The sequence below is a fragment of the Pantoea sp. X-Soil-TKNS-1211 genome (genome assembly GCF_059730495.1).
In genome coordinates, this window is the sequence record NZ_AP035955.1 from 250,945 (window position 1) to 266,207 (window position 15,263).

At 47.4% G+C, this 15,263-nt stretch carries 13 protein-coding genes; all 13 read right to left on the minus strand.

What is annotated here, in order from left to right:
• Positions 1 to 2: 2 nt before the first annotated feature.
• Complete coding sequence (locus tag AC6I8W_RS24545; RefSeq protein ID WP_497838845.1) at positions 3 to 1,628, minus strand: hypothetical protein; 1,626 nt, start codon at positions 1,626 to 1,628, stop codon at positions 3 to 5.
• An 80-nt stretch (positions 1,629 to 1,708) separates the two neighbouring features.
• Positions 1,709 to 2,668, minus strand: coding sequence for an Rpn family recombination-promoting nuclease/putative transposase (locus tag AC6I8W_RS24550; protein ID WP_497838846.1), 960 nt, complete (start codon positions 2,666 to 2,668; stop codon positions 1,709 to 1,711).
• Positions 2,669 to 2,809: 141 nt separating this feature from the next.
• A complete protein-coding gene (locus AC6I8W_RS24555; RefSeq protein ID WP_497838847.1) occupies positions 2,810 to 3,283 on the minus strand; it encodes a hypothetical protein in 474 nt (157 codons plus the stop codon).
• Between the two features lie 104 nt (positions 3,284 to 3,387).
• Positions 3,388 to 6,261, minus strand: a complete 2,874-nt coding sequence (locus tag AC6I8W_RS24560; protein WP_497838848.1) for a hypothetical protein — start codon at positions 6,259 to 6,261, stop codon at positions 3,388 to 3,390.
• Between the two features lie 13 nt (positions 6,262 to 6,274).
• Positions 6,275 to 8,053, minus strand: coding sequence for a hypothetical protein (locus AC6I8W_RS24565; protein ID WP_497838849.1), 1,779 nt, complete (start codon positions 8,051 to 8,053; stop codon positions 6,275 to 6,277).
• A 12-nt stretch (positions 8,054 to 8,065) separates the two neighbouring features.
• Positions 8,066 to 8,506 (minus strand): tetratricopeptide repeat protein, encoded by a 441-nt coding sequence (locus AC6I8W_RS24570; protein ID WP_497838850.1) that lies wholly within the window; start codon positions 8,504 to 8,506, stop codon positions 8,066 to 8,068.
• Between the two features lie 68 nt (positions 8,507 to 8,574).
• Positions 8,575 to 9,126, minus strand: coding sequence for a hypothetical protein (locus AC6I8W_RS24575; RefSeq protein ID WP_497838851.1), 552 nt, complete (start codon positions 9,124 to 9,126; stop codon positions 8,575 to 8,577).
• Positions 9,127 to 9,184: 58 nt separating this feature from the next.
• Positions 9,185 to 11,053 (minus strand): hypothetical protein, encoded by a 1,869-nt coding sequence (locus AC6I8W_RS24580; RefSeq protein ID WP_497838852.1) that lies wholly within the window; start codon positions 11,051 to 11,053, stop codon positions 9,185 to 9,187.
• Between the two features lie 38 nt (positions 11,054 to 11,091).
• Positions 11,092 to 12,471 (minus strand): hypothetical protein, encoded by a 1,380-nt coding sequence (locus tag AC6I8W_RS24585; protein WP_497838853.1) that lies wholly within the window; start codon positions 12,469 to 12,471, stop codon positions 11,092 to 11,094.
• Between the two features lie 25 nt (positions 12,472 to 12,496).
• Positions 12,497 to 13,582, minus strand: coding sequence for an EscU/YscU/HrcU family type III secretion system export apparatus switch protein (locus tag AC6I8W_RS24590; RefSeq protein WP_497838854.1), 1,086 nt, complete (start codon positions 13,580 to 13,582; stop codon positions 12,497 to 12,499).
• Positions 13,579 to 14,334, minus strand: coding sequence for a type III secretion system export apparatus subunit SctT (gene sctT / locus AC6I8W_RS24595; RefSeq protein WP_497838855.1), 756 nt, complete (start codon positions 14,332 to 14,334; stop codon positions 13,579 to 13,581). Before sctT ends, AC6I8W_RS24590 begins: the two co-directional genes overlap by 4 nt.
• An 11-nt stretch (positions 14,335 to 14,345) precedes the next feature.
• A complete protein-coding gene (gene sctS / locus AC6I8W_RS24600) occupies positions 14,346 to 14,603 on the minus strand; it encodes a type III secretion system export apparatus subunit SctS (RefSeq protein ID WP_497838856.1) in 258 nt (85 codons plus the stop codon).
• Positions 14,603 to 15,262 (minus strand): EscR/YscR/HrcR family type III secretion system export apparatus protein, encoded by a 660-nt coding sequence (locus tag AC6I8W_RS24605; RefSeq protein ID WP_497838857.1) that lies wholly within the window; start codon positions 15,260 to 15,262, stop codon positions 14,603 to 14,605. Before AC6I8W_RS24605 ends, sctS begins: the two co-directional genes overlap by 1 nt.
• Position 15,263 lies beyond the last annotated feature (1 nt).

Below are 15,263 nucleotides of genomic sequence, written 5' to 3' on the forward strand. Positions count from 1 at the left end.
GACTACAAGCCCGGACAGCCTCCTTGTTGATAGCTGAACCCGGAATATTTATTATAATTAAGACCTTCATGGTCATCGTTCAGGTTTTTCAACCATAAGCGGTTACGGAATTTACTTAACAGGGGAACCAGTTCATTATTGATAAACGTCCCTGCACCAATGTAATTACGCGCCGGACTGCGGTTAATAGCGCGGGCCAGATCATAAGACCAGCGATAATGATTATTGGTATGTAATGCTGACAACGGAATATATTCATTGCCACCCAGGCGCTTTTCCAGTTTCAGACAGACGCGCTCGCTGAGTGCTTCGCCTTCTGCTAACGTGATAGCCGAGAAATCCGCCACCGGATTGCTGAGCCAGGCCAGAGTTTGCACTGGCGCGCTGCGGTCCGCCAGCGGTGCCGAAAGTGAAACCGTCCAGCCGCGCGCCTGCAACGCGGTCGGTAGCCACAAATGGTTACGGTAGCTGCTGGCCAACGGCTGAATATGCCGATTTTTCCCCCGCTCTCCCGCCAGCAGGAAGGCTTGTTGCGCATTGATTTTTTCGGCGACGCGCAGTGGCCAAAAGCCAGGGTAGCCGGTAAATTTATCGGCACTGGCAAGCCAAACATCACCTTGCTGGCGGATACGGTGCAGTTGGTCGCGGACTTCCCACCGCACCTGATAATGATCGGCGCTGGCGGCCAGCGGTTCGCCTTCGATGGTGTCCTCAAGCTGCGTCCAGCGTTTATCTGGCGTCATATCCGCTTCTGCCAGATGAAACAGAATGAGTTCGCTGCTCACCAGGGCATACAGCCGGCGCTGATGCATGATTAACGATTGCAGTTTACCGACACCGGCTTTGCGGAAAATAATGTCACGCTTACCTGTCGCTGGATTAAAGCGCCAGATGCCCCACTCCCGTCCACTATCCGCAGCATTAATGGCGGCGGTGCTGCGATAATAACTGTACCCCTCACCCGTGGCGGGATCGTAAACCGGTGGGGAAACCACCACATCGACACTGTTATGGTTAAGGTGGGTCAGCGGAAATTCAGCAACGTCATGGTGATCGTTATTTTCTGTCACGCTGACCTGAGCGCTTTCGGCGGTGGTGAGGGTTCGCTTGTGCCGCGTAGCAATATCAATCGCCTCAATGATGCCGTGATTATCCGCATCCCGGCTGTGCGCGGTGACGAGGTACAGCGTCGCGCCATTATCTCCCAGCCAGCTGTTTAGCGGGATGCGCCCGGTGTCGCTTTGATAGATTTTACGGGCGTTGATGGGCGACTCAGCCGTGCTCAGTTCATAAACCAGAGTGCGATTCTGGCTGCTGAGGGGCAGCCAGACGTGTCCATGCGCAGCGAAAACCACTTCCTGCGGGCAATCCAGTATCGTGTCAGCGGCAAAAATCTCGCCGCGTACTTCACGGGTTAAATCCTCGCTCAGAATGCGATAACCCAGCGCACCATTGATCTGCGGTGAAAAGGTGTAAATATCACCTTGTGGTGCCAGCGCCATGCGGCAAATGTCATCGCCAAGCAACGACCGGGGACGGGAAAACTCTACGGCAAATGTAGCTTTGGTTAGCATCAGCCAACTGAAAACAAAGAATAAAATAGCTACCAAACCACGGGTCATATTCATTGTGATGTTCAATCCATGTTGAAGGTCCAACCTGGTGAGAAAGGGAAAGGGAAATTTTTGTCATTATTAGGGGTATGGGCTTAGGGTGTAGATTTTTGCTCGCGCGCCTGCATCAGCCACTCTTCCGAAAGGCCAGTCATCTTCATCACCGTAGTTTTATCCATGCCGTTCTGTAACATGGTACTGGCGATGCGTAGCGCGGCATCCAGCCGTCCTTGCTCAACCCCTTTCTCGATACCGATTCGGATACCACGCTCTTCACCGAGGATCAGACCTGCACGATGACCTCTGTTTTCGATTTGCCGGACAATGTTCATTAAAACCTCCTTATGTTGGGGGAGATGACGAGCCAGCGCGAACACGAACGCTTCCGGTTCTCCGGCATCTCCAGTTTGTAACATCCAGCGGATCAGGACATTTAACTGTTCGCGCGTCATGTAATTAATGGTCAACAACGTGACCAACTGCGGCATTAACACGGTTAATTCACGGGTGTAGATGTGTTTGAGCAACAGTTCCAACGTTGCCATGCGGCGGTGCTTCATAATCACCTTATCCGGCAGCGACATCACATCCGCCAGCGGGAAATCATGGGTGTAAAACTGTTGCGCCAGCGCGGGATTGGGAAAAAGATCGATCCAGTTGAGCGGTGACGACAGTGCTTTGTCCTGACAAAACAGCAGCGGCATCACCAACGGTAGCTGGCTGGCACCAGATTGCAGATTCTGTTGCATCACGGCGATGGCCGCCTGCATTAACCAGAAGGCAACGTGCTGATTAGCAGAACAGCGCGGGTGTTGTAACAGGCAATAAATAAAGACCTCACCATTGCACGTTTTCACGCTATACAACACTTCGCTGTAATCGCTCAGTAGCGTTTCTTCGATATAGCGACCTGGCACCACCCGCAGGGAGCTGAGATCGCAAATTTCCAACAGGGATACCGGCAGGTGAAATTGCAGAAAATCCTGCGCAGTGCTGGGATGAGTGAAAAAGGTTTTAAACAGTACGTCACAGGAAACAGGGGAACTTTTTTTCATCAAAACGGAACTCTATAAGAAAATTATCAGGGGCCGTTCAGACCTGATGCCATGCAGTAAAGGCACATTGCGTTGTGCAGATTTACGTTCTCCCGTTAACGCTTAACTGACAAAATCAGGTCATACAGCCCATGACGTATATTACCAGGACGGTGGATAGGAAAGACAAATTGGCACAGGCGAGGTGGTATGCTCGCCGCCATATTCCGCAACAAAATAGTCAACCTGTGGTTTTTCATTTGCCGAATAAATAAAGAAGCACATCACCACATTATCATCGACAATATCATAGGGTTTAAGATGGGAATGGTCGCCATAATAGTGAGCAAAACCCACCTTGTCTCCTTTTTCATCAGTATAACAGGGCCTGCGTTTCGCCATTTCACGATTGCCTTTCCAGATTAGTCGCGTACCTGATCGAGTGCAGAAACGAATGCTGTCTTTCAAATGGGCATGATGTGGAAATACCACCTCCCCTCGTTTGTTTTCGAATTTCATTTTCACTACCACCGGACCGTGGTGTACCCCATCCGGGATAATGAATTTAACGGCGGTGTCCCTTTCATCTGCCAATTCCATTGAGAATTCGGTCAGATGATATTCATCATCAGTCATACTCTCCTCCACATTATATCGGGTCGATTACCGGAAAAATGCGCCACCCGGGGTGGCGCGAACGAATAAATTAATAAGCGTATCAGGAAAGAAATTTTTTAACGTTAAACTCTGAGGTTGCCATTCACTATGCCGCGCATTTTCTTATCGCTTTGTTCGATGTTTTTACCCATGGAGTCAAGCTCCTCCTGCAGTTTCCGCGCTTGTTCGGCACGCGCATCATCACCGCGCATGGAGCTGTTCTGCATCTCCTTGGCCGTATCGCTCTTAATCTGGCCAATTCTGGCCAGTTCGACCTGCCTCACCAACGCCAGCGCGGTGGTCACCTGGGAAAGATGGCTAAATGCATTGGCAATGGTTTGGAATAACACCATGGAAACCGTATCCAGATATTTCGCCGATGAATCCAACTTAACTTTAATATTCTGTTCAGACTCGATTTTCTCCCTAATGATGGTTCTGGCCTGTTGCAGCTTCCTGACCGTTTTATTCACCGCTGACGTCCAGGGACCTTTCAATGCATTAAGTTCAGTCACGAATCCAATAAGATGCGGTTTATGCTTACTCAAGTCGCTACTAGCAAGAGCAAGCTTGAGTTGATTGGCAAATTCATTATTAATTAATGCTACCTTAGCCTGCAGTGCTCTGACCTCGTCTAAATTATCTTTGATTTCCAGCGCCAGCCCTTCTGGTAGATCTTCCAGGCGCTTATCTTTACTCAACTCTACCAGGGTGTCATCGGCAACGCGAAATGATTCTGTTTTGCGCTCCATTTGCTTGGCGATATCTTCCATGCGCCAAATCGAGGTGGACAGCCTGGTTTTTTCATCGCTATTGATTGTTGTAAGTCCTGGATCGTCAAAATGGAAAGGATGGAATTCCCCAGTTTTGAGCAGATGTGTGCTGGCCCTTGCTTTGTTTTTTAATAAAATTTTCCTGTTATTTTTATATTTGCCATCACTATCAAAATCAAAAATAGTTTTAGGCAGGTTTTTAAATTCTGCATTCACTCCGCCCTTGAGACTGCGCACGTTTTGCATCAGGTCATAGGTTTCTTTGATACTCCGGTCAAAGAGTTTAAAACCTGGAATTGGCTCTGGTTTTATTAATACCGGAGGCATTGGTGGTGGTGGCGGTGGTAATGGGACTTGTTTCCAGTCGATGCCGTTTGTTTCTGCTGTCGTAATGGATGCAGGCACTGTTGAGGGTGTGACAGTATTGATCTTTGCGTAGACAGGCTCTGGTGATGAATACAAGGTTTTCACTTCCGTCTGCACCTGAGTTTGTCCTGGTAGCGTTAACACGCTGTTTGCGAATTCATCGATTGACACGACCGGGTGATCATTATCTCCGGTGTGAGCCATACTCGGCTTGCGTGTATCAGCAACTTGAATAACGGCAGTTGTCGGTTCAGGCGTAACATCATATTGCGACGCAACAGATTTTGTGGCCTTATTTATCCCGACAGAGGTTGCGCTCAATGGGGCAAGTAGCAAATCCTTGCGAACGGTACTGCGCTCTGCTGCTGGCTGCTGCAACTGATTATGCTTTTTCGGTAGAACCACGCTCTCTTGAACAACTTGACTATCATCTGTAATGACATTTTTATTTGTCTGACTGTCGGTAGTTTTAAGTGTATTTATTTCCTGTTCAATTTTTTTCATGAACGCTTTATGATCTTCTGATGGACTCGCGACTTTATTGCCATCTTCCCAATTAAAACCAACTTTTTTAACGTCCTTAATAATTTTAATATCACCGCCAGTCAGTGTTATTCTGGACTGACTGGCAAAATCACTCTTCTGGAACTGGATATAATGATGCATATCCTTTTTTTCTTTCCCAGATTTTGGGACTGACGCAACGGCATCTGGATCAACCCCATGATTTATATCATTTCGCGCATCGTTAAATTGAGTGCTTTTTTTCATGAAACCCATTGCCGCGAGATGTATATTTGCTTGTTGTTCATCTTTGACCCTGAAATTAAGCTCGTCACTAAATTCTATTAATTTCGTTTTTCCAGTAACATGCGAATTCGCCATATCCCCGGGAGCAACAGATAGTATGCCCTTTATTCTGTCATCAACCACGCGACTCACATCGGAAAAGGGTTGAGCCTCCTGCGGTGTTACTTCAGCTTGCGCTATTTCAGTGCGCATTTTATTAAATACCAGAGCCTCGTAATATTCCGCTGGATCCATGTCAATTGAGGTCGCATCGGTGGTAGCATCCAGTTTGGATACCTCTGGTGTCGGTGTTTCTTGCACTTTGGTGCGGTCAAAACCCAGCTTTTTATTCTTCGCCAGACGTTCCACACCAATATCCAATTTTTTGTTGATATGCTCATAAGCATCAATATTTTGCTGATGTTTATGTGCTGCAAGATGTTTTTTGTTCGCGCCAAAACTGCTTATCGCGCCAGCGGATGACGCCCCCGTGCTGACTATGGCACTAGAAATGCCTCCGCCCAATTCTTTTCTCGCATCTTTATACAGTTGCTCGCTGGCGAAATGCTGTTGATTGAGCGAGGTCTGAGCCTGACTTTGTATGTTTAAGCCTTTCAGCTTCTCATCAATGATTTGCGTCTGGCCTCGTGCGGTCTGCAACGCCATCACAGAGTTAGTCAGTTGGTTAGTCGTGGTATGCAGTGTAGCTGCCGGGGCGTCTTTAACATCTTTTGCTACTGAGCGACTCTGCGTGACAGTGGATGCGGGTGTCAGGTTTTCCAGCGGGTTCGCCTTCAGGAAAGCCTTAACGACTGCCAGTTGCTCTGGCGTCGGTTCAGCATACTTCGGTGTAGCCAATTCGGGTGAACGTAGATCCTGAATATCCGCTGAAATCATCTCTTTCAACTCGCTTATTTCCAGCGATTTGAGAGTATGTGATGCAGATACTTTTCGGCTATTCTCCGCAGCTATTGCAACGTTAGCGATCAAGGGTAAAGCACGATGAGATGATTGAATGAGTAAACTCATAAATTATTATCCTTTATTTGCGCGCCGCGATATTCATCGTTAGCGTTTTATTACGCTGGTAAGTGCCATTGATCAGGTCACTGGCAAGCTCGACAAACTCTCTTTCCGATTTGGTGGATTGATCTAAGCCTTTCGGCAGGTCTTTCATCATTTGGTAGAGTAAATCCTGCCAGAATTCGACCTGTTTTATCTCCGCATTGCTATCACCCAACTGTCGCTTGGTTTTCACACTTTCGAACAAAAAGGCAAACTGCACCAATTGCATTGAGTGGGTCACCATACCGGCGGTTCCCTGCACTAATGAACTACGCCTCTGCACCCACTCCAAAGGTTTGGCCAGTTTGCTGGCGTCAGGCACACCGGGTAGCTTCTTCAGACAAGGCATTTTGTCCGTGATAAAGCCCGCCAGACGCTTACCGAGGTTACTGGTAGATAATTTAGTCATCCCTTTCGAGAGCAGAATACTGGCGACCAGGACGATAATTTGCGCCAGCGCATTGGCGAAATGTTCTACCCACTCCCCACATATCCCCATGGCCTTCATTGCTCCAGCCATTCCTTTACCGATACCTTCCGCGATTTTGCCGGTCAGGCTGAAGCCGGCCGCCTCTTCCAGCACCACTTCCACGATGGTAAACAGTAGCGAAAACAGTAGCGCGCCTGCGCCAGCGGTTAAGGCGCTGATCAGTACTCCGACCAACGTCATCACGATGCGCGTCAACCATTTAAAAAGGGTGCCACGACGTTCAGCGGATTGCTGCTGCTGACGCACTTTATCCTTCAATTCTGCATTATCCCTGAGTCTTTTTTTCGCCGTCTGTAGCATGACGGCTACCATGGCGTCGCTGCCGTATTTGTCCGTTTCAATTTTTAGCGTGGCGGTATCGATTTTGATCGTTCGTAAACCAAGCAACATGCGTTTAAGGTCATAAGTACTGTCCCCGCGTGGGAACGGCAGCTCAGGCTGTTCTGGGTTTTCCGGCGGGGTGGTTATGTTATCGGCTCGCTTCAGAACCGTTGGATTTTGCACCAGCACGGTTATCACCGCGTCACGGGCTTCATCCACTACCGATTGCCACAGCTCGCCAACTTCGTCTGCCAGCAATACCACGTCGTTCGCCAGTTGTTGTAACGCAGCGGCGTCAAGTTTCTCCTCTGTCGGTGTGAATTCATTCTGTTGGAGGGGCACGCTCGCCACCATTGACGCAGCTTCTGACTGCTTTGCGAGCGTGGGTTGCGGCATTTCGTTGCCGGACGGGACAACAGGAACAGCGGTTTTCAGGTTGTTTTTGCTTGCCAGCAAAGCCGCCTCCGTCCGGGTAAGCGGCATCGCTTGTGTCGTCAGTGTGACTCCAGCCTTTTTCATTACGACCGTCAGCGCATCACGGGGGCCAGGTGCGTGCAGATCCGTTGTATCCAGTTGTTCATCTGCCAGTAACTGGTCCCGTTGCTGCGCAAGCTTTTGCAGTTGTTCGCGATTGGCCTTCCCCGCCATTTCTCCTGAGGACTGGATTGCAAACCACTTTACATTGAGCAGTAACATTTTCTTTTGATACTCATCCGAGAGTGACTCGTATCGCGCTGACTTTTGCTGACGCGCCTTCCTTATGGCGACCAATTCCTTAAGAAGTGCTTCGAGATCATCTAATTGTGCATTTTGGTTTATTAGCGGCGCAGGGCGCTCTCGTTGTTCTCTCTCTGTCCGTTTTTCCTGATGCGTTTTATTGTCCTGCTGCGAATGAAACTGATACGGGTAAGAGTGGCGATAACTTGCTGTGAGTGCCGACGTCATGGCGTTTTTCCTTTAATGGTTAACGGCGGGGTAATTATCCATTGCACTTAAATACCCCTGCGCTGTCAGTTTTAATTGCGGGTCACTGGTCGATGCGTAAACCTCTTCAAAACACTCGCGCGCTTGCACGTTTTTTTTAATCATTAAATGGCAATATCCCAACTGCAATAAAGGGCGATAATCATTTTCCGCCAGCGCGGCAGCCGTCATATAAACCTCAATAGCCCGGTGATACTGGTTTTTTAGTTGGTGCGTGGCACCCAACCCCATCTGATAATCTTTGTTTAATGGTCGTAACAAACACAGATATTGAAATAGCACATTGGCTTCTTCCAATTTTGATCGCTGATAAAGATTCCAGGCGCAGCTATATAAATTGTCCAGCGTTTCCTGATCACACGCGTGATCTGTGTTTTCATTTGTCTCTCTTGTTTCAGTGGTGGTATCTTCCATTTAAATTCTCCATTTTTCCAGAGTTCTTCGACGCACAATCAATTGCACCGTTAAGGCATGTGCGGTATTCAGGCAACGATGTTATTAATGGATTTTTGCAGATTGGATTTATAAGAAACGTCAGGATGCGCTGTTTTGTTGATAAGTGAAACCAGTTTATCCTGAAGTTTGTTTGAAAAGTCGCCGAGATTATCGACCTGATGTTTCATCCCGGTCAGTACGCCCAGCAGGTCATCATGAATATCGGCGAACGGATTAATGATCACTTCATGCTCACCTTTTATGGTGAACGACATTCCAGACTTACTAAGAATATCGCTGACCTGTTTCTGGCTAATACCACACGGAAGTTTCACTGTTCGTTGCTGATCTTTCACCAACTGCATCACTTCAGCATAAACACCATGCCAGTCAGACCGAAAGGAGACAAAACCGGACAGATAATGGAGTTTGCTGATCAATTCGCAGTTACCATGATGATCGGGCACCAATTCAGATTGATATCCCGAAAGCCACAGTTCAAAAGTGAGATCATGCAGAAATTGCGCTTCTGGTGATTTTATCGCATGTTTTTTCAGTCCTTCCCGGTCAGCACGATAATCTGAATAAAATGTCGACATGATGGAATTCCTTATGAAGTTAATTCATGTAACTCATCTCCCCGTTACACCCATTCCGTTAACGGATCATTTTTGCCAGGTCGGCTAACAGACTTTCTGCGGTTTTCAGTAAATTACTCAGCGCTTCTTTGGTATCGTTAAATAATGATTTTGCGGATTCAGTTTTGGTACTGACTTTTTTAATGATGATATCGAACTGCGTTTGCACCTGTGTCAGGGTGCTATTAAAATGCGTAAGCTGTTCAGGTGTGACCAGATAATCATCCAGCCAGATGTGGCTCTGAAGTCCTTTTACCGCTTCTCGCATCATTTGCGTAATATCCATACCCAAATCCACCATCGCCACTGTACCAATGACTTCAGTCACATTGATGCCTGTTCCCTCCAACAGGTTCTGCAAGTCGGTAGAATTGACACCGCCCAGTATCATCGCCATCTGCTGTTCTAATGCAGAAATATTATCCAGCATTGCCAACAACTTATCCGTATTGGTGATATCGAAGCGATGTTTTCCATCCCCCGGATTCACCCCCCCGGATTTCTTTAGAATCTCAGAATAGAGTTTATTGAAATCATTGATTTTAGATTGCCAGGAGGTAATAAGGGCAATGAGGGATTTATAGAAATTGATATTACTCTTATCAATGGAGTCAAAAGCAGGAAGCATTCCGTCTAACCAACCACTTAACGTACTGTCATCCGATTCAGGTAATTCAGGCTTGGGGTAGTAACTGTTGATTGCAGCGATTTGCTGCTTGAGTTCAGATTCAGCTAAAAACTCAGTTGCATGCTGACTGGCCTTTTGAAAATCCCTGTAAGCATTAATATAGGAACCCGACCCGTTTGCGAGGTGGTAATTTGTACCCCATAATTTCTGTGATATTTGGGAGAAAACTGAAGCCTTAAACCCTTTAATATATACTTCACCCGTGGAGTCATCCACTCCGCACTTAATTCCCGCCTTATCCAGCAAGGTTTTCAATTCTTCAGACGTCATTCCTGCTGGCGGCTGGAGATAAATATTATCACCATTGACTTCATATTTATTAATAACCTCCATGGCGCGAGTCATTCGTTGATAAAGTGTTTCGAATCTTGTTCTTAGATACTCATGATGAAAACCACTATCAGAATTAAGAAGATCATTCATCAGAGCATTGATCTCTTTCATGATATCTTCTATGTCAGAAATAGTTGCCAGCAAAACTGACAAATCATGCCAGATTTGTTCTTCCGGCGTCATCTTATCCTGGCCGATTGTCGTGATATCGTCCGCGTAAGTCGCAGCCCCGGTGCTTTTCGTTTGCGTCGTTGACTCCACAGTTTCCGCCGGAGCCGAGCGCAGCAGCGGATTAGTGTCACTCTCCGCCGCTTCCTGTTGCTTAGCTTCAGCCGTCACTGGTACGTTACGTGAAAGCGGTGTACCTTCCTGTGCCAATTTCTCGATAACCGGTGTCAGCATCGTCTGCTGTCTCAACCGCGCCTTCTTCACCGCCACTGAAATCGCCAGCGAGCTGCTGGAATCCGTCGCTTTGCTTTCCGTCTGTTCCAGTTCGGCTTGCGCAGCCAACAGTTTTGCCAGACGTTGCACCAGACCTTTAATTTCGTGTTGCACCAGTTGATTATTTGACTCATAAGACGCCAGCTTATTATTTTCTATGGCGTTGCTTAGCGCGAGTTTACGTTTCGCTATTTCTTCTTGCATTTGCTGACGCTGGTCGTTTTTTTGTTGCATGGCTTTGCGATTTTTCTGCAATTTCGCCAGTAAGGCATCAATATCCTTCGCCAGGTCCTCAGACGAAACGACTGTGAGTTTTTTATCACGCAGCTCCCGTTCTTTTACTTTTTCTTCCCGCTGTTTATTTTCCTGCTGAGCGTTAAATGGTGGCTGATAAACATTACGATAACCGGTATAGAGTGACGTCATCTGTTATTTCCTGTTGTTTTGTATTGGTGTAGTTTTCTTTACCTGAACATCTTTGCCAGTACCGACAGCAAACTCCCTGCTGTTTTAATGAGCTGGCTTAACGCGATTTTAGTGCTGCTAAAAGAGGCGATTTTCTTAACCACACCGTCGAAATGCGCCATCATGTTATTCATATTTGAGAGCTGTTCGGGGGTCATCATTCCCTGCCGTTCTTGTGCAGTTTGCAGGGTGATGAAACATCCCAGCAAGGCATCTTTCAGCATACTGGCAACATCGCTGCCAATATTAATCAGTGCAATCGAACCTACGACTTCACCTGAGTTAATCCCCATATCTTCGAGCAGATGCGCCAGGTCGGCCTCAGTCACACCTCCCAGCACCGCCGCCATATTATCTTTAATTGCTGAGATATCTTGCAGCACAGTCAGCATGGCAGCGATGTTGTTGATGTCGAATCGTTGTTTATCATTCTGCGGCATCAGACCACTGAGCCCGATTAATAGCCCGATATATTGCGCATTGAAATAGGTCACTTTATCTTCCCATGAATGAGTTAATCCCATCACTGATTGATAAAACGCTATTTTACTGTTTTCAGGCACCTCATTATTCGGAGGGGTAGCTATATTGGACGGAGCGATATCATTAGCAGGATCAGGTTTTTTCTGCCGAATGATTTCTGCACCATCAGATAACATATTAATAAAGCCATCCATTTTCTGATGAATAGCGTCAAGTTTTTTTAGCGTGGCGGTGAATAATTGTTGATTTTCGTGCCGCGTACTCGACTCTATTAACTTCATCACCTCAGCTAATTCTGCTCGTGCATCAAACAGCTTTGCCATTCCTTCTTTGATGGTTTCATGCGCCAGCACCATGGTATTGCCTGTGCAGGTATTATCTATGAAGCCTTCTGCGCTAAAATATGTCTCGCCAAATTTTAATATCGGTGGCGTTTTCGCCAGTTGGTGCCTTAATGCTCTTTGTTCTGCCGGGGTCAATATTTGTGAGATGCTTTCCCTGGCTTCGCTTTGCATCTGTTCCAGTTCACTCTCCAGATCGAACAATTGTACAATCCGCCGGGTGATCTCATGATTTTCTTTACGTACCAGTTCACCTGATGAATCAAAAAATGCCAGCTGATCATTCAACATTTTCTTATTCAACTCCGAGCGCTGGGTATAAATTAACTCCAGAAAAAACTCACACAATGCAGGTTGTTCGCTTAATTTTTTACGATTCCGCTCCATCTGGAGAATCAAATTATCAATATCTTCCAACAGTGCCTGAAAGTTTGCAGCGTTTTCACTGTCGACATCGCAAATTTCCTGTTCAGTCGTTTTCTCTGGCTGTGTGGGGCTGTCGACCAGAGATTTATACTGTAGCTGAAAGGGATAAGATCTTGAGATATTACTCATGCCAATTCCTTTTCCACCCTCCTTATTAAGTTTGAGGAGGGTTATCCGTTTCACTCTCCGTCCCATCCAGTACGATGTATTGCTTTTCCACTTCGTCCAGCCAGCGCAGTGCCGTCAGCAGTGCATCAAACCAACGCCAGTGTAAAAACGTATACGGCTTAACCGTTTTGTACATCTCTCTGACCAGCTTTTTATCGCGATAAATGGGTTTACCGATTTCGCTGGCGTATTGCAGCACGGCGCGTGCCGCAGCGTCGCGCTGTACCAGCGAAACAAAAGGATAAGGTGATAACGACAGGTTGAAATAGATACCTATGGCAATATGGGTGGGGTTGGCCAATAACACTTGGGAGTCACGAACATTCTTTTTGATGTCCTCACCTAAAATTTCCTGATGCAGTTCACGCCGCTTGTTTTTAATTTCCGGCTTACCATTCTGCTCGCTATTTTCTTTCTTGACCTCCTGACGGGTCATCATCAGTTCTTTAATGTAATGAAAATATTCCAGCAGGAAATCGAGAATGGCGATCAACCCGCAGGTAATTAACACCGCCAGCAATGTGGTCAGAAACGCGGTTTCACATAACGCAATTATCGTGCTCAACGACGTGGCATTCACACCCGACAACAGCGAACGCAGCAGCGCATAATATCCCAGCCAGCTCACTACCGCGATGGCGGCAACATATAACAACGATTTCAACGTATTGAAGAAAGTACGTAAGGAAAAAATACGTTTAAACCCCGCCACCGCATCCATACGCTTGAAATCAATTTTCAGTGACTGGGTTGCAATCGCGAAACGGCTTTGCAACAACGAGGGGACTATCGACGAGACCAGTGTCACCACCAACAGCACCAACGTCGGTTCCACCAGTACCATCATCAGAGCGCGCAACCAATCATGGTGATTAATATTATTGACGGTGGGTAACGTACTCAGCAGGAAATGTAACGCCTCGTCCAGGCCATTAAAAAAATAAAACAAATACGTCATCACCACCACCAGGTTGATCGTAGTGGTCACGTCGCGACTTTTTAGCACCTGCCCACGCTTCGCGGCATCGCGTTTCTTTTTCGGCGTGGGGAGTTCAGTTTTGCTCTGATTCATTGCAGGTGGAAGTAGTATCGCAGCGGCATAAATTCATCAATTAACTGCTGAAAGGTGGTGTGAAACACCGGATTATAGAACAGCAGCAGCACCGCAAAGGCGATCAAGCTTTTCAGCGACAATGACAACATAAACGGGTTGAGTTGCGGGGTGTAGCGATAAAGCACCGCCAGTATCATATCGGTGAGAAACAGGGTAATCAGCACCGGCGAGACCAGAATAATACCTTTCAGAATGGAAAGATCCAGCAGCGCAATAAAATGGGCAATTTTTATCAACGAGAAATCAACCGGCTGGCCCGGTGGAAACAAGATGTAGCTTTCCAACAACAGATTGCACAGATGAATAAAACCATTGCCCGCGACAAATACCACGCAACAATAGAAATTAAACCAGCTCGCCAACGTGGATGAATCCACACCGCTATTCGGATCAAACGTGCTGCTGATGGTTGCCCCGCGCTGGTTATCAAGAAATTGCCCGGCCACATTGGCGACCCAGAACGGCAACCCAATCGGAAAGGCAATCAGTAATCCAAGCGTCACTTCGGTTAATGCCGTACGTACCAGATGGTGCTCAATGCCTGGCAATGCCGGTTGAATATGCGGGATAAACGCCAGGCCCAGCATCACGATCAAACAGCTTTTGATCATGCTATGGGTAAGCCAGTTGCCCTGAAACAGCGGGATCACCAGGAACATCGGTAATACCCGAATGTAGAACACCGCCAGCGCATAGAGTCCTTCCAGCATTCAGACACCCACTAACTACGGCTGATCAAGGTGAACAGCTCGTTGGCATAATTCATTACCACCTGTGCCATCCAGCCTGAGAGTTGGAATAAACATATCGACACGGCAATCAGCTTGATGCCAAAGGACAAGGTTTGTTCCTGAATTTGCGTCACGGTCTGAATAACCGCAACCAGCAACCCCACCAGCGTGGCGACAATGACCGGCCAGGCAGATAATACGAGGATCAACCAGATGGCTTTATTACTGACATAACCGATCTCGCCCATCACAACTCCAGATATTTGGTCAGTGTGCCCTGCACCACTTTCGCCCAGCCGTCGACCGCAACAAACAGCACCAGCTTAATGGGTAACGATATGGTGACCGGGCTCATCATCATCATGCCGAGCGCCAGCAAAATGTTGGATACCAGGATGTCGATAACAATAAAAGGCAGATAGATATAAAAGCCAATTTCAAACGCGTCTTTAATTTCGGTTAAGGCATAGGCCGGTAACAACGCGAACACCGATGGCTCTGGTGGATCCTGGTACCCCTCCGCCGCCTGAGGCGCGTCTTTATCACGCTTTTGCCAGATGGTGGTGAAATAGGCGGTCAGTGCCGGATCGGCAAATTTGGTCAGATAAGCGCGATAACTTTGCGTCCCTTCATTCATCAACCCCACCATCGAGGCCGTATCGCTGTAGCTCACGGGATGCTCATCGATCCAGGCGATGACCGGCTTCACCACTGGCACCATGACAAACAGTGTAAGAATCAACGCCAGCCCATTAAGTGTCAGATTGCTGGGAATTTGCTGAATACCTAACGCGTTGCGGACCAGGGCAAAAACAATGCTGAATTTAATAAAACAGGTGCCACCAGCGATCAGAAATGGCAGCGTCGCCGCCAGTGACAGGGTTAATATCAGTGCCGCTTCATTCATG